The 21,524-nt window shown below is 56.4% G+C and carries 19 protein-coding genes and 1 pseudogene; 9 read left to right on the forward strand and 11 right to left on the reverse strand.

Going from position 1 to position 21,524, the window contains the following annotated elements; all coding sequences use genetic code 11:
• The first annotated feature begins 362 nt into the window (after positions 1-362).
• Positions 363-1,889, forward strand: a complete 1,527-nt coding sequence (locus tag N8E88_RS17410; RefSeq protein WP_262294775.1) for a D-arabinonate dehydratase — start codon at positions 363-365, stop codon at positions 1,887-1,889.
• 55 nt (positions 1,890-1,944) lie between these two features.
• On the opposite strand, the pseudogene N8E88_RS17415 reads toward N8E88_RS17410, so the two are convergent.
• From N8E88_RS17415 to uxaC, 3 genes and pseudogenes are all read right to left on the reverse strand, one after another.
• A pseudogene (locus tag N8E88_RS17415) lies at positions 1,945-2,143 on the reverse strand (ABC transporter permease); the annotation flags it as partial.
• A 103-nt stretch (positions 2,144-2,246) separates the two neighbouring features.
• Positions 2,247-3,728, reverse strand: coding sequence for a mannitol dehydrogenase family protein (locus N8E88_RS17420; protein ID WP_262294776.1), 1,482 nt, complete (start codon positions 3,726-3,728; stop codon positions 2,247-2,249).
• A 28-nt stretch (positions 3,729-3,756) separates the two neighbouring features.
• Positions 3,757-5,154, reverse strand: coding sequence for a glucuronate isomerase (gene uxaC, locus N8E88_RS17425; RefSeq protein ID WP_262294777.1), 1,398 nt, complete (start codon positions 5,152-5,154; stop codon positions 3,757-3,759).
• A 259-nt stretch (positions 5,155-5,413) separates the two neighbouring features.
• On the opposite strand from uxaC, the gene N8E88_RS17430 reads away from it, so the two are divergent.
• The 5 genes from N8E88_RS17430 (at position 5,414) to N8E88_RS17450 (ending at position 10,860) form a co-directional block, all read left to right on the forward strand.
• Entirely contained in the window at positions 5,414-6,181 is a 768-nt protein-coding gene (locus N8E88_RS17430; protein WP_315975298.1) for a GntR family transcriptional regulator, read from the forward strand.
• Between the two features lie 34 nt (positions 6,182-6,215).
• Positions 6,216-7,406 (forward strand): mannonate dehydratase, encoded by a 1,191-nt coding sequence (gene uxuA / locus N8E88_RS17435; RefSeq protein ID WP_262294778.1) that lies wholly within the window; start codon positions 6,216-6,218, stop codon positions 7,404-7,406.
• 472 nt (positions 7,407-7,878) lie between these two features.
• Positions 7,879-8,184 carry a septal ring lytic transglycosylase RlpA family protein gene (locus N8E88_RS17440; protein WP_181872402.1) on the forward strand — a complete coding sequence of 102 codons (306 nt, stop codon included), beginning with the start codon at positions 7,879-7,881 and terminating at the stop codon, positions 8,182-8,184.
• 90 nt (positions 8,185-8,274) lie between these two features.
• Entirely contained in the window at positions 8,275-9,216 is a 942-nt protein-coding gene (gene gshB / locus N8E88_RS17445) for a glutathione synthase (RefSeq protein WP_262294779.1), read from the forward strand.
• Between the two features lie 114 nt (positions 9,217-9,330).
• Positions 9,331-10,860, forward strand: a complete 1,530-nt coding sequence (locus tag N8E88_RS17450; protein ID WP_262294780.1) for a YifB family Mg chelatase-like AAA ATPase — start codon at positions 9,331-9,333, stop codon at positions 10,858-10,860.
• A 98-nt stretch (positions 10,861-10,958) separates the two neighbouring features.
• Here the strand turns inward: N8E88_RS17450 and N8E88_RS17455 are convergent, their stop codons facing one another.
• From N8E88_RS17455 to dnaJ, 7 genes are all read right to left on the reverse strand, one after another.
• On the reverse strand, positions 10,959-11,570 hold the full coding sequence (locus tag N8E88_RS17455) for a transglutaminase-like cysteine peptidase (RefSeq protein ID WP_262294781.1): 612 nt from the start codon (positions 11,568-11,570) through the stop codon (positions 10,959-10,961).
• A gap of 328 nt (positions 11,571-11,898) precedes the next feature.
• Positions 11,899-13,170 carry a polyhydroxyalkanoate depolymerase gene (locus N8E88_RS17460; protein WP_262294782.1) on the reverse strand — a complete coding sequence of 424 codons (1,272 nt, stop codon included), beginning with the start codon at positions 13,168-13,170 and terminating at the stop codon, positions 11,899-11,901.
• 178 nt (positions 13,171-13,348) lie between these two features.
• Positions 13,349-13,636 (reverse strand): DUF1330 domain-containing protein, encoded by a 288-nt coding sequence (locus N8E88_RS17465; RefSeq protein WP_262294783.1) that lies wholly within the window; start codon positions 13,634-13,636, stop codon positions 13,349-13,351.
• Positions 13,637-13,756: 120 nt separating this feature from the next.
• Positions 13,757-14,470, reverse strand: coding sequence for an orotidine-5'-phosphate decarboxylase (gene pyrF, locus N8E88_RS17470; RefSeq protein ID WP_262294784.1), 714 nt, complete (start codon positions 14,468-14,470; stop codon positions 13,757-13,759).
• 62 nt (positions 14,471-14,532) lie between these two features.
• Positions 14,533-15,117, reverse strand: a complete 585-nt coding sequence (locus N8E88_RS17475) for an NADPH-dependent FMN reductase (protein ID WP_262294785.1) — start codon at positions 15,115-15,117, stop codon at positions 14,533-14,535.
• Positions 15,118-15,165: 48 nt separating this feature from the next.
• Complete coding sequence (gene pmtA / locus N8E88_RS17480) at positions 15,166-15,762, reverse strand: phospholipid N-methyltransferase PmtA (protein ID WP_262294786.1); 597 nt, start codon at positions 15,760-15,762, stop codon at positions 15,166-15,168.
• Positions 15,763-16,121: 359 nt separating this feature from the next.
• Positions 16,122-17,249 (reverse strand): molecular chaperone DnaJ, encoded by a 1,128-nt coding sequence (gene dnaJ, locus N8E88_RS17485; protein ID WP_262294787.1) that lies wholly within the window; start codon positions 17,247-17,249, stop codon positions 16,122-16,124.
• Positions 17,250-17,507: 258 nt separating this feature from the next.
• On the opposite strand from dnaJ, the gene N8E88_RS17490 reads away from it, so the two are divergent.
• Entirely contained in the window at positions 17,508-17,789 is a 282-nt protein-coding gene (locus N8E88_RS17490) for a type II toxin-antitoxin system ParD family antitoxin (RefSeq protein ID WP_262294788.1), read from the forward strand.
• Entirely contained in the window at positions 17,786-18,070 is a 285-nt protein-coding gene (locus tag N8E88_RS17495; protein WP_262294789.1) for a type II toxin-antitoxin system RelE/ParE family toxin, read from the forward strand. Before N8E88_RS17490 ends, N8E88_RS17495 begins: the two co-directional genes overlap by 4 nt.
• 154 nt (positions 18,071-18,224) lie before the next feature.
• Here the strand turns inward: N8E88_RS17495 and dnaK are convergent, their stop codons facing one another.
• Positions 18,225-20,150, reverse strand: a complete 1,926-nt coding sequence (gene dnaK / locus N8E88_RS17500) for a molecular chaperone DnaK (RefSeq protein ID WP_114429737.1) — start codon at positions 20,148-20,150, stop codon at positions 18,225-18,227.
• A 195-nt stretch (positions 20,151-20,345) separates the two neighbouring features.
• On the opposite strand from dnaK, the gene N8E88_RS17505 reads away from it, so the two are divergent.
• Positions 20,346-21,518: a zinc metalloprotease HtpX gene (locus N8E88_RS17505; RefSeq protein WP_262294790.1), complete on the forward strand. Its 1,173-nt coding sequence runs from the start codon at positions 20,346-20,348 to the stop codon at positions 21,516-21,518.
• Positions 21,519-21,524 lie beyond the last annotated feature (6 nt).

A 21,524-nucleotide genomic window follows, 5' to 3' on the forward strand; every position in this document is an offset into this window, starting at 1 on the left:
TGCTTCGGATTACTGCTGTTTTTGGGGGGCCGTACCAGACGTTACGGCTCGCACCGGCAAAAAAATTCCACGCGACACCGATAATTACGGACTGCAGATTCCCGATAAAAATTTTCAGGCACAGGGGCTCAAATCGCGTCCATGTTTGCGCAAGAAAGCCGGAAAATGGAACAAGAGTTAGCAATTCCCATGCAAGAATGTGCGAAACTGGCGTAAGAATTTCAGCTGGCGCGTGTAATTCGGTTGCGAGCGGTTGATCATACCCCCCGCTGGATCTTCCGATGGCGTAATAGGTCCATCTTGCCACATTGCAACTGGCGCCGGATCTAATTAATATATTAATTGACCAGTTGGAGAATTCGATGGACACGCTTACCGCTCCCCGGCACTTGCGCCTTCACGCCAGCGACAATGTGATTGTTGCTGTCGATACGTTTCAGGTGGGCCAAAAAATCGAGGCGGTGACCGTGGCAAGCCGCGTTCCACGCGGGCACAAGCTGGCTTCCCGCGTGATTGCGGCGGGTGAACCTGTGCGCAAGTTCGGCCAGATCATCGGCTCCGCTTCCAAGCGGATCGAAGCCGGCGAATGGGTGCACGAACACAATCTCGACTACAGCAATTTCGTTCGCGAACCCGATGCAACGCACTTGATTCCTGCGAATGGCATTTTGCCGTTAGAGCAGCGCGCAACGTTCGAAGGCTTCCGCCGGGCCAATGGCCGGGCGGGTACGCGCAACTATATCGGCGTACTGACCTCCGTAAACTGTTCGGCTTCCGTCGCGCGGTTCATCGCAGAGGCGGTCCAGAAATCCGGCCTGCTTGACGAATATCCGATGATCGATGGCATTATTCCCCTGGTGCACGGCGGCGGCTGTGCGCTCGACGTCAAGGGCGAAGGCTACGAAGTTCTCAAGCGCACGCAGTGGGGCTATGCCTCCAACCCGAACATCGCCGCCGTGCTGATGGTTGGTCTGGGTTGTGAAGGTTTCCAGATCGGCCGCTGGAAGGAAGCCTATAATATCGTCGAGAGTGACACGTTCCGCAGCCTGACGATCCAGGAAGTCGGTGGCACGCGCAAGACCATGGAGGCAGGCATTGCTGCCGTACGCGACATGCTGCCGACCGCCGCCAATGTGAAACGTGAGACCATTCCGGCATCAGAACTCATGCTCGCCCTGCAGTGTGGCGGTTCCGACGGCTACTCCGGCATCACCGCCAACCCGGCGCTCGGTGCTGCCGTCGATCTTCTGGTGCAGCAGGGCGGCACTGCGATCCTTTCGGAAACACCGGAGATTTACGGAGCCGAGCATCTGCTCATCGAGCGTGCTTCCAACCCGGAGGCTGTCGAGCGCCTGCAATCGATCATCGCCTGGTGGGAGGACTATACCGCCCGCAACAAAATGGAAATGAACAATAATCCTTCACCCGGGAACAAGGCTGGGGGCTTGACCACGATCCTGGAAAAGTCCCTCGGGGCCGTGGCCAAATCCGGCACGACACCACTTGAAGCGGTTTACGGTTATGCGGAGCCTGTCACGTCGCATGGGCTCGTTTTCATGGACACGCCCGGGTATGACCCGGTCTCGGCCACGGGACAGGTCGCGGGCGGTGCCAACATACTCGCCTTCACCACAGGGCGCGGCTCGGCATATGGCTGCAAGCCGACACCATCGATCAAGCTTGCCACCAATACGCCGATGTATACCCAGATGATCGAGGACATGGACATCAATTGCGGCGATGTGCTCGACGGCGTGTCGATCAAGGACAAGGGCCGCGAGATTTTCGAGCATATTCTGAAGATCGCCTCGGGCCAGCGCAGCAAATCCGAAGAACTCGGCTACGGCGATGCTGAATTCGTGCCCTGGCAGATCGGCGCCACGATGTAAGGCTCTAGAGTCTGTCATGCCTAGATAGAACTGTTCTATTTAGGCATGACAGACTCTATGCGGTGGTCTGCTGCTGTTTGGCGCGGGCTACGATCTGCGTCGGATTGACAAAACGCAGCGCGGGTCAGCTCGAACATCGCTACAGTACGCACCAGAACCAGCAGCAAGGCCGCCAGAATACCAGGCAGCAGCATGGGCAACAGCACATGTCTGAACAGCTGGAATGTTCCGGCGCAAAAGCCAGCGCACGCGCTGGATCTATGGAGAGCCAGATCGAACTGCCAAGCTCGGCCGTCCGCGGCGCATGAGATTTGATATATTAATCTATCAGATCGGGACAGCAAGGGCTTTCGCGCCTTATGACGTCATCCCGGCAACGGTTCGTGCCGCACCATCCTCTAGAAGCTTTTCCAGAGCGCGGCCGACGGTTTGGCGAAATTCCAGGTTTCCGGGAAGGTCTTTACCGAATATCTGGTCAAAACCGAGATAGGCATTCAGAAGGTCGTCAGAGGATATTTTCCCGGTCGTACGCTGTTTGAATTGGTCAGTGAGCGGATCGCGCACATCGATCGGCTTGCCGTTTTCGTCCACTCCCGTAGCGTAGCGCATCCAGCCGGCGACGCCGAGAGCGAGACGGTCGAAAGGCTTCTTCTGCTCCAAACGCTGCCGGATCGTGTTCAGCAGGCGTTGCGGCAGTTTCTGCGAGCCGTCCATGGCGATCTGCCACGTGCGATGGCGCAGGGCCGGGTTGCGAAAGCGTTCGCGTAGCTGAGCCTTATAGGCGTCCAGATCAAACCCTGGAAGCGGCGGAAGTGTCGGCGTGATTTCCTCGTCCATCATTGCTTCAATGAAAGTACTGAAGCCTTCCGCCTTCATCACATCGGAGACGGTTTCATGACCCGCGAGATAACCGAGATAAGCCAAGGTTGAGTGGCTGCCATTCAACAGCCGGAGTTTCATCAGTTCGAATGCATCGACATTATCGACGAATGTTGCGCCGAATCTCTCCCATGTCGGACGGCCGGAAGGGAAATGATCTTCCACCACCCACTGTGTGAAGGGCTCGGTCATGATAGGCCATGCATCGAATAGTCCAGTGGCCTGGGCCGTCATGGTACGATCTGCATCGGTCGTAGCCGGGACAATCCGGTCAACCATGGTCGAAGGAAAGGCGATGTTTTCGCCAATATATCGCCCAAGCGCAGCATCGCGCAGTTCGGCAAAACGTGTAACCACGCGCTTCAGCGTTTCGCCATTGGAGGGAAGGTTATCGCAGGACAACAGCGTGAAAGGCTCGGTACCATTGGCACGGCGCCGAGCCAACGCTTCTACGATAAAACCGATGGCCGAGCGCGGCGCGGCAAGATCAGCAAGGTCGTGGATGATATCGGCATGAGATTCGTCGAGCGATACCGTGGCGGGCGAATAGCAATACCCCTTTTCCGTCACGGTCAAGGAAACGATCCTGACGTCGGGATCTGTCATTGCCGCGAGTACCGATTCCGGATTTTCGGGTGCGACCAGAACTTTTGCGACGCTGCCGATCACACGGAAGCTATCCCCGTCCCCATCGCGGGATGCGACCATATAAAGTCCGTCTTGCGGTTCGATTGCCTCTCTCGTATCGCTACTGCGCAACGAAACACCCAGTATGCACCAGCGATTGTCGCCACTGGCGATTACGCTGTCCGTATAGACGGCCTGATGTGCCCTGTGAAACGCACCAATGCCGAGATGCACGATACCAATGCGAACCTTGCTTCGATCATAGCCGGGTTGCTTCACATTTGTTGCCAGATGATGCAGCGTCGCGTCGGAGAGGCGGAGCTTTTCAGTCATTCGGTGCCTGCATTTGTAGTGTCTATTTTCAAAGCTTGTAGGCCTGTTTCGCCAGCCCGTAGGCAAGGTCGTGCGCAACCTCATGCGCCTCATCCTCATTCAACCGGTGATCGGCGACAAGCCGAGCCAGATACGCGCAATCGACGCGCCGGGCCATGTCGTGCCGCGCGGGAATGGATAAATAGGCGCGCGTATCGTCGTTAAAGCCGACCGTATTGTAGAAACCGGCTGTCTCCGTGGTCAGTTCACGGAAGCGGCGCATACCTTCCGGACTATCATGGAACCACCAGGCTGGGCCAAGGCGCAAGGCGGGATAATGGCCCGCCAAGGGGGCAAGTTCCCGGCTGTAACTGGTTTCATCGAGCGTGAACAGAATGAGCGTCAGCCGAGGATCATTGCCAAACGCATCGAGCAGAGGTTTCAGTTCCTCGACATAGCCGGTAGAACGCGGAATATCGGCGCCCTTGTCCGCACCAAACCGTTCGAAAAGAGCAGGATTGTGATTTCGATATGAGCCGGGATGTATCTGCATGACCAGACCATCCTCGACGCTCATTCGCGCCATTTCCGTCAGCATTTGCGCGCGGAAGAGGTCGGCGTCTTCAGGCGAAGCGCCTTTCAGCACGCGTTCGAACAAAGCTGACGCTGCGGAGACAGAAAGATCAGCGGTACGCGCGTTCGGATGCCCGTGATCGCTGGACGTGGCGCCACGCTGTTTGAAATAGGCACGGCGCACCCGATGCGCTTCGAGATACCCCTCATAGTCGAGCTTGGTGCCTGCTAGTGCAACGAAATCCTCAACGTTGGCGAGGAAGTCTGCACGCGATGCATCTACGACGGCATCAGGACGATAGGCGGGAACGACGCGGCCATCCCAGCCTGACTTCAAGATCGCATAGTGCGCAGCAAGTTCATCAGTCGCTGCATCGGTCGTCGATATGACTTCGATGCCAAATTGTTTGTAGAGCGCCCGAGGACGCAGGGAGGGTTGCGTCAGGCGCTCTGCAATCCGGTCATAAAGCGCCTCTGCATTCTTCTCGTCAAGCCGCTCCTCAATGCCGAAAACCGTTTCCAGAGCATGCTCGAACCAGAGGCGGGAGGGTGTCCCCCGAAACAGATAGAAGTGCTTCGCAAACAGCTGCCATATCTTGCGGCCGTCAACTTCCACCGGCCCGCCATCCTGACGTGGTACGCCTAGATCTTCGAGCCTCACACCCTGCGAGTAGAGCATGCGAAAAATATAGTGATCTGGTTTGACGAACAGGCTGGCCGGGTCCGGAAAAGCCTCGTCATTGGCATACCAAAGGGGGTCAGTGTGACCATGCGGCGAGATGATCGGCAGCCTCTCGATCACGCTGAACAGACGGCGGGCAATTCCTCGTGCATCGGGCTCGATCGGGAAAAGTCGGTCAGGATGAAGTGCCATTATGCGTCCTTGCTACCATCGTTCGTGTGCCTTGCCCTGGATCCCAGGTCGTCATGGCAGTTTATGATGGCAGTCGTCCCGTTTGTGAACATCGATAACGATGATCTTGGCGAACAGTAAATAATAATATATTAGTATGTCAACCGAAACTATGCTTACGATATCGTCGCATAACGGCGGTCTCGGACTATGAATTCAAATGGAATTCCATCATTCAATAGATCGGATGATCTGTGAATATGGAAAATGGAGCACTGCAATGACAGCAGAGAACCAGGGAGAAAAAGGCTTAGCCATTGCAGCGCCGCCCGAGGCGCAAACGTCAGGTGTCAATCGCGGTGCGCGCCCCGGAGCGCGCGGGGCACCAGCCGGGCGGATGACCACTGCCACCGCAATTTACCGAGAACTCCACGCAGCCATCGTATCGATGGAAATGACACCGGGAACGGCCCTCAACGAGAAGGTCCTGACCGAACGGTTCGGCGTCAGTCGCACGCCGGTGCGCGAGGCGTTGATCCGCCTGGTTGAAGACGGACTTGTCGATGTCTTTCCGCAATCAGGAACATTTGTTGCCCGTATTCCTGTTGCGCTGATCCCCGAGGCCGTCGTGATCCGCCAGGCGCTCGAGGGAGCAACAGTGGAGCGTGCAGCGGCGGTCGCAACGGCCAAGGATGTCGAATGGCTTGATGAAATCCTCGCCCGCCAGCGCTTCTTTGCTGATCGTCAGAACACGAGCGCGTTTCACGAGGCCGACGAGGCCTTCCACGAAGCGATTGCCGGAATTTCCGGCCATCCCGGCATCTGGCACTATCTCAAGCCGGTGAAAGTGCAGATCGATAGGGCGCGGCGCATGACGTTACCGGGTTTGGGCCGCATGGAGCATGTCCTGTCCGAGCATCAGATCATCCGTAATGCCATTGAAGCCCATGACGTGCCCGCCGCCTGTGCGGCGATGAAACAGCATCTGAACGCCGTCATCCCCGATATTGAAACCTTGAGAAAGAGCCATCCTGGATCATTTGTCTGATAGGGATTGGCGATGTAATTTGACGGAGGAATGAATGCGTCAGGCATGGCGATGGTTTGGCCCAAAAGCCGGTGTCTCACTCGATAATGTACGGCAGGCCGGCGCGACCGATATCGTTTCGGCGCTCCACGAAGTGCCCATCGGTGAAGCGTGGACAATAGCGCAGGTGCACGAGCGCAAATCACTGATTGAATCAACACCTGCAGGGCGGACGCCGCTGACCTGGTCGGTCGTCGAGAGCATTCCGATTCCTGATGCGGTGAAGCGCCTCGGCGGTGCTGCCAAGGATGAGATTGCCGCCTGGATCGCCAGCATGGAGGCAGTCGCGGCAAACGACATCAAGGTCATCTGCTATAACTTCATGCCTGTGGTCGACTGGTGCCGTACCGATCTCGACTATGTCACGCCGACCGGGTCGACGGCCATGCGCTTCGACCACAACGTCTTCGCTGTATTCGATTTGCACATCCTGCAGCGAAAGGGCGCCGAAAATGATTACTCAGAAGCTGACCGCGAGATTGCCAGCGACCTTTATAAAGCCATGGGCGCACCAGAAATCGCTGATCTTACGCGCAATATTGCCAGCGCGCTCCCTGGCTCGACCACTGAACCGCTGACCATACCGGCGTTCCGCGACAAGCTCGAAACCTATTCCGGCATCGATGCGAACCGGTTGCGTCAGCATCTGGTTGAATTCCTGGCGGCTGTGACACCGGTCGCCGAAAAGCTGGGTGTCAAGCTGACCCTGCATCCGGATGATCCGCCCCGTTCGCTCTTCGGCCTGCCGCGTATTGCCTCCACCGAGGTGGATTATGCGGCGCTGTTCGATGCGGTACCCTCGCCTGCAAATGGCATGTGCTTTTGTACAGGCAGTCTTGGTGTGCGGGCCGACAATGACCTGCCCGAGATCGCCAGGCGCTTTGCTTCGCGCATTCACTTCACCCATCTGCGGGCGACGACCCGCGAGGGTGATGGCCGCAGCTTCCACGAAGCAGCTCACCTCGAAGGCGACGTGGATATGGTCGCGGTGTTGCGCAAACTCCTCATCGAAGACCACAAGCGCGACAGGGCCAACAGCATTATTTTCCGCTCCGATCATGGGCACCGCATGCTCGACGATCTGAACAAGGACGTGACGCCCGGTTATCCGGCAATTGGTCGCCTGCGCGGTCTTGCCGAACTGCGCGGTATCATCCACGCTTTGGATGCCTCCGCGCTCGTATAATCCGGGCTGATTTTCTGGTTTTTAAAGCCCTGGTTTTCACGAGCCGGGGCTTTTCTACATCCGAAGGTACACCGATTTTTCTACGTATTCGCCAACATGCGGTCGCCGCTAAATAACTTTGTTAGAATTCATCACATTGTGGCCATATTCTCGGCCGTTGGCAGTCATACCGCATTTAACTGCAAGCATACGTCATCACTTTTTGAGTCATATTAAGACAAGTTTTTTGAGTAACTTAGACCATATGCTCGATTGATCTCGAGAAAGTTTCCAAAACGGGTCACCTCAAGGCCACATTTCTCCAAAATAGAGAGAGCTACTCGCTCACGCCACGATCTACTTGCCCGGGGGTCAATCTTTATGCGTGTGTCTTCAGTCCGGCAATTCTGCCGCGGGCTACTCAAAGTGTGAATTTCACATGGTTTCTTTCGCAAGTGTCCGCACGGCGCTTATTTCATCCATCCTTTTTCTGATGTTGGGCGCTGTATCCGCCAGTGCCGGTTCGGCCTGTGGCGGTGCTTCCTGGTACGCTCTCCATTCCAGAACCGCTTCTGGCGAGAGGATGAATCCCTCCGCTCTCACCGCCGCTCATCGCACCTTGCCGCTCGGCTCGCGGGTCAAGGTAACCAACCAGCGCAATGGCAAGACGGTCGTAGTACGCATCAACGATCGCGGCCCGTTTGTCAGGGGCCGCATGCTCGATCTTTCCAAAGGCGCGGCCGGCCGCCTTGGCTTTATCGGCGCTGGTCACACCAATATCTGCATGGCCCGTTTGTAACTCGCAGGATGTTGATGCCGTCTCGGCATTGACCTTGATCATTGAACGTGACATCGCCATGTGAACACTCCTAATCCACGGGGACGTTCCATGGCACTCAAAGTCGCGGTCCAGATGGACCATATCAAATCGATCCGGATCGCCGGCGATACAACTTTTGCGCTTTGCCTCGAGGCGCAAAAGCGCGGCCATGCACTCTACCACTATACCCCTGACCGGCTCAGTATGCGCGACGGCGTGGTTTCTGCGCGCGTTGAAGAACTCAGCGTCCGCGATATCGAAGGCGATTATTATACGCTGGGAGAACAGGTTTCACGCGATCTGTCGGAAATGGACGTGGTTCTGCTACGCCAGGACCCGCCCTTCGACATGAATTACATCACGACCACGCACATGCTGGAGCGGATCCATCCGAAGACGCTTGTCGTCAACGATCCTGCCTGGGTGCGCAACAGCCCCGAGAAGATTTTCGTCACCGAGTTTCCCGATCTGATGCCGGAAACACTGATCACCAAGGATCCATTGGAAATCGCGGCATTCCGCAAGGAATTCGGTGATATCATTCTGAAACCGCTTTATGGCAATGGCGGCGCAGGTGTATTTCACCTGGCCGATGGCGACCGCAACTTGACGTCATTGCTGGAAATGTTCGGCCAGATGTTCCGCGAATCGTTCATTGCACAGCGTTATTTGAAAGATGTGCGCTCGGGTGACAAACGTATCATCCTGATCGATGGCGAGCCTGTTGGCGCGATCAACCGAGTGCCATCTGAAACCGATTCTCGCTCCAACATGCACGTGGGCGGCCGCGCCGAAAAGACCGAACTCACGGATCGTGAACGCGAAATCTGCGCTCGGATCGGTCCGTCCTTGCGAGAGCGCGGCTTCATTCTGGTGGGCATTGACGTGATCGGCGACTATATGACCGAGATCAATGTCACTTCTCCGACGGGCGTTCGGGAGGTCAAGCGCTTTGGCGGTGCCGATATTGCCGCGCTGTTTTGGGATGCGGTGGAAGCCAAACGCCCGTAGCTCATCCTTCCGATCTGTTCCCTTATTGTTCTTGTCATGCGGATTGAAGTGTGCTGATGTGTGTTCATCAGCATGCTTCATTTTTTAAACGACTGCATTTTCAAGAAAGATTTCATGGTTACCCGCGTTCGTACGGTTGCCTTTCAAGGTATTGAAGCCCAGCCCGTAGATGTGCAGGTGATGATTGCCCCCGGCAAAATGGGAATGCATATCGTCGGTCTTCCGGACAAGGCAGTCGCCGAAAGCCGGGAACGTGTCCAGGCGGCCTTGCATGCCTCCGGGCTTTCAATGCCGGTCAAGAAGGTTACGGTGAATCTCGCGCCTGCCGATTTGCCCAAGGAGGGAAGCCATTACGATCTGCCGATCGCCGTGGGGTTGATGGCAGGGCTTGGCGCCATGCCTGCCGACGCGCTGCAGAATTATGTGGTGCTCGGTGAACTGTCACTTGATGGAACTATTACTCATGTCGCGGGCGTGCTGCCCGCAGCAATTGCTGCCAACCGACAAGACAAAGGCCTCATATGCCCGGCATCGTGCGGCCCGGAAGCCGCATGGGCCGGCTCCGACATCGACATCCTCGCGCCACGCAGTTTGATTCAGCTTGCTAATCATTTTCGCGGCACACAAGTCTTGTCGCGTCCTGAGCCGGTCATGCAGACCAGCGCTACAGGACTGCCAGATCTTGCAGATATAAGAGGCCAGGAAAGTGCGAGGCGCGCGCTCGAGGTCGCCGCAGCGGGCGGACACAACCTCTTGATGATGGGCCCGCCAGGGTCCGGCAAATCCATGCTGGCGCAGCGTCTGCCCTCTATTCTGCCGCCACTGCTGCCGCGTGAGCTGCTGGATGTCTCGATGATCGCCTCGATCGCGGGTGAACTAATGGGCGGCAAGTTGACGGACAGGCGGCCATTCCGCGCGCCTCATCACTCGGCGTCCATGGCAGCTATGGTTGGGGGCGGCATTCGAGCAAGGCCGGGGGAAGTCTCGCTGGCCCACCGCGGCGTACTGTTTCTCGATGAGTTCCCCGAGTTTACGCCGCAAGTCCTTGATTCCCTTCGCCAGCCTTTGGAGACTGGCGAATGCATGATTGCGCGCGCCAATCACCGTATCTCCTACCCGGCGCAAATCCAGCTTGTCGCGGCTATGAACCCGTGCCGTTGCGGCATGGCCGGGGAACCCGGTCACCAATGTGCGAGGGGCCCACGATGCCGGCAGGATTATCAGGCAAGGATTTCTGGCCCCCTGCTGGATCGTATCGACATCAGGATTGATGTCCCGTCGGTGAGCGCTAGCGATCTCATACGCCCGCATTCATCTGAAAGCAGCGCATCCGTCGCTGAACGGGTTGCGCGGGCCCGGGCAATCCAAAAGAGACGTTACGAGGAATTGGGTTTTCCAACGATCACCACAAACGCGCAGTGCTCCGTTGCTCTGATCGAACAGGTGGCACGACCGGATGGATCCGGTCTTTCCTTGCTTCAACAGGCGAGCGAGCAAATGCGTTTCTCCGCCCGTGCCTATCATCGCGTGCTGAAAGTTGCGCGGACCCTTGCAGACCTTGACGGACACGAAATCGTCGGGCGCATTCATCTTGCCGAAGCTATTTCATATCGGATGGGAGCGGACACGATGTCGACAGCTTGAGCAGAGCTAGCTCACGACACGATTTCGTTAACACACACACAAAAACTGCCAGACCTTCCGATCTGGCAGTTCGAATAGATTGACGTCGCTTCGCCCGATTATTGGACCGAACCAACCAGAATATTCGTGGGCGCCTCAATGCTGACCCAGCGACCCGAATTGTTGGTCGCTTGGCGTTTAAGGTAGGTATATGGGGTTTCTGACCAGTTTTTTACGCCGTCAACAAGGTTGTCGAGGACGAAGTCGCCCTTGTCAGTGCGGACGGTCAGCACAGCGTGACCTTCGCCATCGGGCTTGCGCACCACGGTAATCAATAGATTGGCCGGAGAAATTCCCGACTGCATCAGATCACGGCGCTTCAAAAGGACATAATCCTCGCAATCGCCCACCTTGTCGGGATAGGCCCAATATTCCTCCACGCCGTAGATTTCCATATCCGTCAACGGCTTGATCTTGTGGTTGTCATTGCTGTTGACGTTGACGATCAACTGCCAGAAATCATGGTTCATCTTTTCAGGCATGACATTCCGGCTGCGGATAGCGCATTCTTCCGGCAGTCTCTTGCAAAATTCATAATGGCCGATTGGCTGTGATGTCAGACCGCCAGTGGTCATGAATGCTTCGGAGGCAAAAGCGTTTGCGCCAAGCATGCCCATGAAGAGCGCCGCGGCGACACCTATGGTCTTTACAACCCCTGCTACCCCGAACATGCTTTACTCCAGCCCCGATCGCTATCCTTAACAAAACGTTAATGGCGGGAGGGGACGTGAGTCAATCACAATGGCGCCACGATCCAGCCATTGTTAATATATGGTTAAAATTTGAATTTTCGGAACTCCGCAATATTCATGAGAGATCATAAGCCGAAAGGAAACCACAATGGCCCGCCGATCCGACGGTGCAAATCGCTGTGATCAAACAAGACAAGCCACTGATTTTTCTCGATTTTACAATTCGACGGCCCCCGTGATAAACCGAGGTATCCGATCATAACGCGGCGTCGGTCAGTGTCGTCCCGGTACATCCACCGGCCTAGCGTCACGCACGCTTGACGATCGGAGTCACGTTGGTCCTGCGGTTCATTTGTGCGTGATCATTAACGAACTGGACAATGCGTGGAGCAATCTCCGCGCGAAACCGCGAGCCATTGAATACGCCGTAATGGCCAACCTTCGGTTGCAGGTAATGCATACGCATCTCGTCCGGAATATTGACGCACAGTGTCTGGGCAGCCTTGGTCTGGCCGACGCCGGAGATATCGTCGTTCTCCCCTTCGACTGTCAGTAGCGCAACATTGCGAATAGCGGCGGGATTGACCGGGAGGCCCCGGTGAGTCATTTCGCCTTTCGGCAATGCCTGGCGGACGAATACCGTATCCACAGTCTGCAAATAGAATTCCGCGGTCAAATCCATGACCGCGAGGTATTCATCATAGAATTCACGATGCTTGTCGGCGGAATCGCCATCTTCGTGCACGAGATGCATGAAGAATTCCTTGTGGGCAGTGATGTGGCGATCGAGATTCATACTCATGAAGCCGGACAACTGCAGGAACCCCGGGTAGACATCACGCATGAACCCGCCATGCGGCCACGGCACCGACATGATTACGTTATCGCGGAACCAGTTGATCCCCTTTTCTTCCGCCAGCTTGTTGACGGCAGTCGGATTCTTGCGGGTGTCGATCGGCCCGCCCATCAACGTCATGCTGGAAGGAGCGAATCTGTCACCATTGGTCTCCATGATGGAAACTGCAGCAAGCACCGGAACGGATGGCTGACAGACGGCCACGACATGGGCATCTTCGCCCAATGCATGAAGCATTTCAATAACATAGTCGATATAATCATCGAGATCGAATTTACCGTCGCTAAGCGGCACGGTGCGCGCATCGACCCAATCGGTAATATAGACCTCAGCATGCGGCAGCAACGCTTCCACCGTGCCACGAAGCAAAGTCGCATAGTGACCCGACATTGGTGCCACCACGAGAATCTTCGGGTCGGCGGGACGTTTGGCACTCAATGCGCGCTTGAAATGGATGACGTTACAGAATGGTTTCGACCAGACGATTTTTTCTTTTATGTCTGTTTCGACACCGTCAACGATCGTCGTCGGCAAGCCGAAGGAGGGTTTGCCGTAGCATCGCGTCGTGCGTTCGAACAGCTCGCACATGGCGGTAACCGAGCGTCCGACCACCGTTTGAGACAATGGATTCAAGGGGTTATCATAGAACAGCTTGGTGGCGTCGGCGAGTGCGCGATAGGGTTGGAGTGCGGCATGGTTCAGTTCATAGAGCTGATAAAACATCCAATTTCCGATCGATCAACGCAAAGTCAGTTCCAAGAACGCCTCCCTTAAATATGAAAGATTTCTTGACTGGTCAGCGACCGTAACCGGTTTCCTCAATATTGCAATGCAACAATGGGATAAGATCGGGTATAAATGTTCACAACTTCGCGTGCTGGAAACCACGGCCCGCCAGCGATCAAGCGCCTTCGACGACCAGCATCTCTCCATCAGCAACGGTAATGCGAATTGCCTTAGCTGCTTGATATTCCACAGAATTATAGCAATCGAGGGCGGCCTGAACCGAGGGAAATTCGATGACCACGTTGCGGCCACGAGCCTGACCTTCAAGCACATGGTACTGGCCGCCACGAGCCAGGAAATTGGCACCGTATTTCTCAAATGCAGGCTTGGCTGTGGAAATATAGTCCTTGTAGCGTTCCGCGTCCCTGACATCGATCCGTGCGATCCAATATCCTTTGGCCATTTCCTCTACCTTCCACAATCAAATTACACCAGCAGGTTGATATTCTTACCCCAGTTCCGGGTGTTCATGCGCCAGAATCAAACAATTCTTGTCCCAATTTCAGGCAAAGTCGCCCAATCTTCACCCCATCCCAGCACTTACGCCAGCCATTTCTGCAAGAATTGCCTTGGCGGCCGATTTCCGGTCTGAAGCGCCGACGATCGGCCGGCCAATCACCAGATGGCTTGCTCCGGAGCGCAGCGCATCGGCTGGTATCATCACCCGCTTCTGATCGCCCGCGTCGGCACCGGCCGGACGGATTCCGGGTGTGACGATTGCCAGCTCCGGTCCGACGATCTTGCGGACGGCGGCGGCTTCCGTTGCCGCACAGACGATCCCGCCCATTCCCGCCTGAAGCGCCTGCTCGGCTCGGATGAGGACCAGCGTATGGGGATCGTGCTCGTAGCCTGCATCGGCCAGGTCCTGCTCGTCCATCGAAGTCAGCACCGTTACACCGAGAAGACAAAGGTCCGATCCCCTGGCTGCCTCGACGGCCGCCCTCATCGCCTTGGGGTAGGCGTGCAAGGTGAGCATGGAAACGCCCATCCTGACGATGTTCTCGACGCCTTTGGCGACGGTATTGTCTATGTCGAGAAGTTTCATGTCGAGAAAGACTTTCTTGCCCGAACTGACAAGTTCGCTGGCAAAGCCAAGGCCGCCGGCAAATGCCAGCTGATAGCCGATCTTGTAGAATGACACCGTATCGCCAAGTTCGGCGACCGCCTGTTCGGCTGCTTTCAATGTCGGCACATCAAGTCCGACGATCAGGCGCTCGCGCAAGGCCGCATCCGTCATGACAACTCACCCTTTTTGTTGATCGAACCTCAATCGCACAGATCAACCGGATAGGAAATATGCTAGCGGCGAGAAATGGCGAATCTCGTTTGATCGATCAAGGATTGGCACGTGCGCTGCATCGATTTGGCAGTTCGCTCATCCTTGAACGAACCATCCTCGGCGAATGCGTCCTGGGCGCGCGGCACCGAACATTGTTCCGTAATGATCTGGGTGCCAACATTCATCATGACGGAGCGCAGGTGATAGAGGCCGCGAGCACCTGCGAAATTGCCGTCCGAAGACGAGCACAGCGCCACGACCTTTCCGGCATAGGGCTTCAGCGGCTTGTCGCCGTCCTTCGAGATGCGGCTGACCCAATCGATGGTATTCTTCACAAGCGGCGGGATCGACGAGTTATATTCCGGCGATGCGATCAAAATGCCATCATGCGCGGCGAACAGCCGGCCAAGTTTCATGGCATTTTCCGGAATGCCTTTTTCCTGTTCCAGATCCTGATCCATGAGCGGCAGCGGATAGTCGATCAGTGCAATCCGTGTGACATCGGCGCCAAGTTCCACCAGCGTCCTGACTGCAACATTCGCAACCTGGCCACTAAAGGCGCCCGTACGATTCGAGCCCGCGAAAACAAGAATTTTCGGCAGCATTGAGTCCCCTCTGAGGAGTTTATCAGATTACGGCGAAACTATAGGAGATCAATCGACCCGGCGGTAGACCCACAAACGCGCCGGCGGCACATTACGGATGATGAAATCGAGATGTTCGATCTTGTAATTGCCACGCCCGGCCGGAACCGGCGACATCGGCCCATAGGTGATCTGCACAATCGGACGGCCATGCGGAATACGGCGCAGCAAATCTTCGATGATCTTGACGCGGTCACCGACGGGGAAATTCAAAAGCGGTACGGCTGAAACGACCGAATCGAATTTCTGCTCGCGTTTGTCGCCAAGGGTCACGTCCAGGTCGAAGGCATCGCCCTCGATGATATTCACGCCGGGAAAATCCTCGCGCAAATGCTCGGCAAAATCCGCTGAATATTCGACGCTGTAGAGTTTGGACGGAGCAACACCGCGATCGAGAATTGCGCGGGTGATAACGCCGGTGCCCGGCCCCAGCTCAAGCACGGGAAGGCCCGAGTGCGGGTTGACGACACTGGCCATGCGGCGCGCGGTAATGGAACTTGTCGGCAGGATCGAGCCCACGGCCTTGGGGCCATGCATCCATCCCTTGAAGAACCGGATCTCCTCGCCGAACTTTTCGGCCAGTTTTTTTCCCAAGGGTCGTGACATCCCGCTTATCCTCCGTCGCAGCAAGAGCAAATTTTGCCTATGGAGAACCAGTTCTGTTTCTCGGATGGCGAGACAATTCACTAGGAAGGTGGCGAGGCCGATGTTTTTCCATCGGACGAAGCCGCCTGACAAAGTGGGTGTCCGCCAGCCGGAAACCCGAAGGGCCGGGTGAATGTGCTTCAAATCCTTCGGGCTTTGGCTTCGTCCGATGGATAAACATCGGCCTCGCCAAATCCCTCGACCTTGAACCACATTCCCTCCGGCAGAACGGCTCTCAATAGGCAAAACTTGCTCTGGACAAGTTTATGACGCAACCTATGGCGGAAGCAAGACCGACACCCGGAAAAGTTCCAATAAAATTATTCGCTTAGACCCTCGAAGAACTCTTTCATCCGCGCGAAGAAGCCCGACGATTGCGGGCTGTTGTCCTGCGACGAGATGCGGTCGAACTCTTCCAGCAACTCGCGCTGACGCTTGTTGAGGTTTTGCGGCGTCTCGATTGCGATCTGAATATAGAGGTCACCCATGGCCGGCTGGCGCAGGACCGGCATGCCTTTGCCCTTCAGGCGGAATTGCTTGGCGTTCTGCGTACCGTCAGGAATCTTGACACGCGTCTGCGTGCCGTCGAGCGTCGCTACCTCGAACTGACCGCCAAGCGCCGCGGTCGTCATCGAGATGGGCACTTTGCAATAAAGATCGGCACCATCGCGCTGGAAGAATTCATGCGGCTTCAACGAGAGGAAAATATAAAGATCGCCGGCGGGGCCGCCACGCAGGCCCGCTTCGCCCTCGCCCGTCAGCCGGATACGCGTGCCATCTTCGATGCCAGCGGGAATATTGACCGAAAGAGCGCGCTCCTCGGTTATACGCCCCTGGCCACTGCATTTGGGGCAAGGATCCTTGATGATCTGGCCGCGGCCATGGCAGGTCGGGCAGGTGCGTTCGATCGAGAAGAAACCTTGCGCCGCCCGAACACGCCCGGAGCCGCTGCACATGCTGCAGGTGACCGGCTGCGTACCTGGCCTGGCTCCACTGCCTGAACATTCGTCACAGGTGATCGAAGTCGGGACCCTGATCTGCGCCGTCTTGCCCGCATAGGCTTCTTCCAGCGTTATTTCCATATTGTAACGCAGATCAGCGCCGCGCTCGCGTCCGCCTGACCGGCGCTGGCGTCCGCCGCCCATCATCTCGCCGAAAATATCTTCGAAAATATCAGCAAAGCCACCGGCGCCGCCAAAGCCGCCGCCGCCATTCATCCCGCCGTTTTCGAAGGCAGCATGACCGAACCGGTCATAGGCAGCACGTTTCTGCGGGTCCTTCAGGGTTTCATAGGCCTCGCCTATTTCCTTGAAGCGGTGCTCGGCATCGGCATCGCCCGGATTCTTGTCAGGGTGAAATTGCATTGCCAGTTTACGGAAAGCGCTCTTCAGCTCTTTCTCATCAGCGCTTTTGGCTACGCCGAGGGTTTCGTAATAGTCAGCCTTCATCCAGACACTCGTTCCCAGAAAATCGCAAACGCTTCTTCAGAAGCACATTTAAAGCCGGTATTTAGGTGCTCACGGCCGAGAATGCCATAGCCAACTTATATTGATTCGCCCGAAATGGCGCATATTTGCTGATTATTGCGTTTGTGTGGCAAGTGCTCCACGAATGTTTCTTTTGCTTTTCCGTAGTCGGATGCTATTTCGCGCTGTTGCAATTGGTAGTAAGCTTACCTACCACAGTGCTTTCGGAGAACCCTAGCCATGGCAAATGTTGAAAAAGTGAGCGTTGCTCTCACTCCTGAAATGGCAACCATGATGCGCCAGGCGGTGGAAGCTGGGGAATATGCATCCGCGAGCGAAGTCATGCGCGAGGCTCTGCGCGAATGGAAGCTTCGGCGAACCGAGCGCCAGCGAGCTCTCGACGAACTTGGCCGTCTTTGGGATGAAGGAGTTGCAAGCGGTCCGCCTGTAGCGAGGGACGAAGCCTTTATTCGCATTAAAAGCGAGCTTGACGCCAAACTTGGAAAACACGCAACACGATGATTGTCCGCCTTCGCCCCCAAGCCGAGACGGATATCGAAAGAATCGTTCTTTACATCGCCGAAGATAGCCCAACTGCGGCGCGGCGCTGGTATGATGAAATTTATGATCTATGTGGCCGTGTCGGAGAAATGCCGCGGATGGGCACTGCGAGGCCGGAGGTACGACCGGATCTGCGCACATTTCCCATGGGAAATTATCTTGTTCTCTATCGCGAAATCGATAAGGACGTGGAGATCGTGCGCGTGATCCATAGTGCGCGACAGTGGCAGGAATTGCTGTAGTTATCGGTCGGGCATGTTGATTTAAAGTTCTATCTAAATTTTCGCCATTAGGTCACACTCTGGCAGTCTATGTGAACACTGCTAAACACCTGAATGGTCATAAAAAGCCCGGCACGAGGCCGGGCTTTTCGTTTGGAACTCAGTCGTCGGCCGGTTAAGCAGACTTCTTCTTGCCGTCTTCGTCGATTTCTTCGAAATCGGCATCGACGACATCATCATCCGCCTTGGCGGTCGCATCGGCTTCGCCACCTTCGGCAGAAGCGGCCTCGGCAGCCTGTGAGGCTTCATACATGGCCTGACCAAGCTTCATCGAAACTTCGGCAAGCGTCTGGGTCTTTGCCTTGATTACCTCGGCATCGTCGCCTTCGACCGCCGTCTTCAACTCGGCAAGTGCCGTTTCGATCGATGCCTTGTCCTCGGCCGAAACCTTGTCGCCATAATCCTTGAGCGACTTCTCGGTCGAATGGACCAAAGCTTCAGCCTGGTTCTTCGACTCGACGGCCTCGCGGCGCTTCTTGTCGCTTTCGGCGTTGGCTTCGGCGTCCTTGACCATCTTTTCGATATCGGCGTCAGAGAGACCACCGGATGCCTGGATACGGATCTGGTGCTCCTTGCCCGTGCCCTTGTCCTTGGCCGAGACGTTGACGATACCATTGGCGTCGATGTCGAACGTCACCTCGATCTGCGGAACGCCACGCGGTGCGGGCGGAATGCCGACGAGGTCGAACTGGCCGAGAGACTTGTTGTCGGCAGCCATTTCACGCTCGCCCTGGAAGACGCGGATCGTCACGGCGGACTGGCTGTCCTCGGCCGTGGAGAAGGTCTGCGACTTCTTGGTCGGGATCGTGGTGTTGCGCTCGATCAGACGGGTAAAGACACCGCCAAGTGTTTCGATGCCGAGCGAAAGCGGGGTAACGTCGAGCAGGAGAACATCCTTGACGTCGCCCTGCAGGACGCCGGCCTGAATGGCAGCACCCATGGCAACAACTTCGTCAGGATTGACGCCCTTGTGGGGTTCCTTGCCGAAGAAGGCTTTCACGATTTCCTGGATCTTCGGCATGCGGGTCATACCGCCGACGAGAACCACTTCATCGATCTCGCCAGCCTTGAGGCCGGCATCCTTGAGCGCCGACTTGCAAGGCTCGACAGTGCGCTGAACCAGATCATCGACCAGGCTCTCGAACTTGGCACGCGACAGTTTCATCGTCAGGTGCTTCGGGCCGGTAGCGTCGGCGGTGATGAAGGGCAGGTTGATTTCCGTCTGCTGGGCGGACGAAAGCTCGATCTTGGCCTTTTCGGCAGCTTCCTTGAGGCGCTGCAGAGCCAGCTTGTCGTTCTTCAGGTCGATGCCCTGTTCCTTCTTGAACTCAGCTGCAAAATATTCGACCAGACGCATGTCGAAGTCTTCACCGCCAAGGAACGTATCGCCATTGGTGGATTTGACTTCAAAAACGCCGTCGCCGATCTCGAGGATCGAAACGTCGAAAGTACCGCCGCCAAGATCGTAGACGGCAATGGTCTTGCCTTCCTTCTTGTCGAGGCCATAGGCAAGGGCAGCCGCAGTCGGCTCGTTGATGATGCGCAGGACCTCAAGGCCAGCGATCTTGCCGGCATCCTTGGTGGCCTGACGCTGCGCGTCGTTGAAGTATGCAGGAACAGTGATGACAGCCTTCTCGACTTTTTCGCCAAGATAGGCTTCTGCCGTTTCCTTCATCTTCTGCAGGATCATCGCCGAGATCTGCGATGGCGAATACTTCTTCTTGTGAACCTCTACCCATGCGTCGCCATTGTCGCCTTTGACAATGTTGTAAGGAACAAGCTTCTTGTCCTTCTCGACGGTCGGGTCTTCATAACGCCGGCCAATGAGGCGCTTCACCGCAAAAACGGTCCCTTCCGGATTGGTGACAGCCTGGCGCTTGGCCGGCTGGCCAGCGAGGCGCTCATCGCTATCCGTAAAAGCGATGATCGAAGGTGTCGTGCGTGCACCTTCCGCATTTTCAATAACCTTCGCGTTTTTGCCATCCATGACAGCTACGCAGGAATTAGTGGTACCTAGATCAATACCGATAACTTTAGCCATTACTCTTCTCCATTCAGCAGGCTGCCGGGACCTCTGCCGAGCATTCCATACGGCAGCCTCTAGGGGTTTCACAATCCAGAGCTGCCGAGACGGGCGGTTCTAGCGTGTTGAGGGCTATATAAGAAGGGGAAAATTACCATGCAAGTCGGAAGAAGCTGCATTTGCATGCATAATCACCCTAAAAGACTCGGCAAAATGCGTTTTTCGCTCCATATGTTGCCTATGACGGACAATGCACTCCACCTCCCCTTGCCTGGACATCGCCGGAACCGGCTTATCAACAGGCTGCACACATGGCTGCTGCTGGCGGGAAGCCTGCTATTGCTCATCGTTTGCGCCTGGACCCTGGCGGGGCCCGCCGGCATCATATACGCCTTCGTGTTTGGCGGCATCAGTCTTTATGCCATCAGGCGCATAAGCCCTCAAATGGTGCTGACGATGTATAAGGCAAGGCCTGTTACACGCGCCGAATTCCCGCAAGGACTGGCGATCGTCGAGGAGCTTGCGCGGCGCGCCGGCCTGCCAAAGCCGCCGAAACTACATGTCATTCCCTCGCGCATGATGAACGCCTTTGCTGTGGGGCGGAAAGACAATTCCGTCGTCGCCGTTACCGACCAGCTCATCCGGGCACTGACAGCGCGCGAGCTTACCGGCGTTCTGGCACATGAAATCAGCCATATTCACAACGAGGACCTCAAGGTCATGGCTCTGGCCGATACGGTCTCGCGCTTTACCTCACTGATGTCCACCGTGGGAATCGTTTCCCTCCTTTTCAACATCACCTGGATGGCCAGCGGATCGTCGGCGCAAGTGCCGTGGCTCGGCGTGATCGTGCTGCTGTTTGCGCCAACCATCGGCGGATTGCTGCAGATGGCGCTGTCACGCACCCGCGAATTCGATGCCGATCTCGGCGCAGCGATGCTGACCGGCGATCCCGATGGTCTGGCCGATGCACTGACGAAGCTGGAAAAGGCACAAGGCAGGATCTGGGAAAACCTCATCCTTCCCGGCGGACGCATTCCCGACCCCTCGATACTCCGCACGCACCCGCTGACGGAAGCCCGTGTGGCGCGGCTCCACGCGCTAAAAGAAGCGTGCGATATGGCGGCTCGCGGCGATATCCTGACTGATCTGGAGCTGAAACCGGAGGATCATATCCGCACGCGGCCAAGATCTGTCCCGCAGATCGGTCAGCAATATGGACGCTGGAACTCCAACAATCTGGAAATCCTGTCGCTGATCAACACACAGGCGACCCATCCGGTGGTCTCGGGCGACAATGCGGACTGCGAAGCGTGCGCCCAGAGCCTCTATACGCCGGATGGCAAGCCGCGCGTGCATGTGGCGCGCGGCGGCGTGTATTGGTGAGTTCTC

It is taken from the genome of Phyllobacterium zundukense, assembly GCF_025452195.1.
GTDB classification, from domain to species: domain Bacteria; phylum Pseudomonadota; class Alphaproteobacteria; order Rhizobiales; family Rhizobiaceae; genus Phyllobacterium; species Phyllobacterium zundukense_A.

Coding starts and splice junctions, on each gene's coding strand:
- N8E88_RS17410 (WP_262294775.1), top strand. CDS start 363: ATGGACACGCTTACCGCTCCCCGGCACTTGCGCCTTCACGCCAGCGAC.
- N8E88_RS17420 (WP_262294776.1), bottom strand. CDS start 3,728: ATGACTGAAAAGCTCCGCCTCTCCGACGCGACGCTGCATCATCTGGCA.
- uxaC (WP_262294777.1), bottom strand. CDS start 5,154: ATGGCACTTCATCCTGACCGACTTTTCCCGATCGAGCCCGATGCACGA.
- N8E88_RS17430 (WP_315975298.1), top strand. CDS start 5,414: ATGACAGCAGAGAACCAGGGAGAAAAAGGCTTAGCCATTGCAGCGCCG.
- uxuA (WP_262294778.1), top strand. CDS start 6,216: ATGCGTCAGGCATGGCGATGGTTTGGCCCAAAAGCCGGTGTCTCACTC.
- N8E88_RS17440 (WP_181872402.1), top strand. CDS start 7,879: ATGTTGGGCGCTGTATCCGCCAGTGCCGGTTCGGCCTGTGGCGGTGCT.
- gshB (WP_262294779.1), top strand. CDS start 8,275: ATGGCACTCAAAGTCGCGGTCCAGATGGACCATATCAAATCGATCCGG.
- N8E88_RS17450 (WP_262294780.1), top strand. CDS start 9,331: ATGGTTACCCGCGTTCGTACGGTTGCCTTTCAAGGTATTGAAGCCCAG.
- N8E88_RS17455 (WP_262294781.1), bottom strand. CDS start 11,570: ATGTTCGGGGTAGCAGGGGTTGTAAAGACCATAGGTGTCGCCGCGGCG.
- N8E88_RS17460 (WP_262294782.1), bottom strand. CDS start 13,170: ATGTTTTATCAGCTCTATGAACTGAACCATGCCGCACTCCAACCCTAT.
- N8E88_RS17465 (WP_262294783.1), bottom strand. CDS start 13,636: ATGGCCAAAGGATATTGGATCGCACGGATCGATGTCAGGGACGCGGAA.
- pyrF (WP_262294784.1), bottom strand. CDS start 14,470: ATGACGGATGCGGCCTTGCGCGAGCGCCTGATCGTCGGACTTGATGTG.
- N8E88_RS17475 (WP_262294785.1), bottom strand. CDS start 15,117: ATGCTGCCGAAAATTCTTGTTTTCGCGGGCTCGAATCGTACGGGCGCC.
- pmtA (WP_262294786.1), bottom strand. CDS start 15,762: ATGTCACGACCCTTGGGAAAAAAACTGGCCGAAAAGTTCGGCGAGGAG.
- dnaJ (WP_262294787.1), bottom strand. CDS start 17,249: ATGAAGGCTGACTATTACGAAACCCTCGGCGTAGCCAAAAGCGCTGAT.
- N8E88_RS17490 (WP_262294788.1), top strand. CDS start 17,508: ATGGCAAATGTTGAAAAAGTGAGCGTTGCTCTCACTCCTGAAATGGCA.
- N8E88_RS17495 (WP_262294789.1), top strand. CDS start 17,786: ATGATTGTCCGCCTTCGCCCCCAAGCCGAGACGGATATCGAAAGAATC.
- dnaK (WP_114429737.1), bottom strand. CDS start 20,150: ATGGCTAAAGTTATCGGTATTGATCTAGGTACCACTAATTCCTGCGTA.
- N8E88_RS17505 (WP_262294790.1), top strand. CDS start 20,346: ATGCGTTTTTCGCTCCATATGTTGCCTATGACGGACAATGCACTCCAC.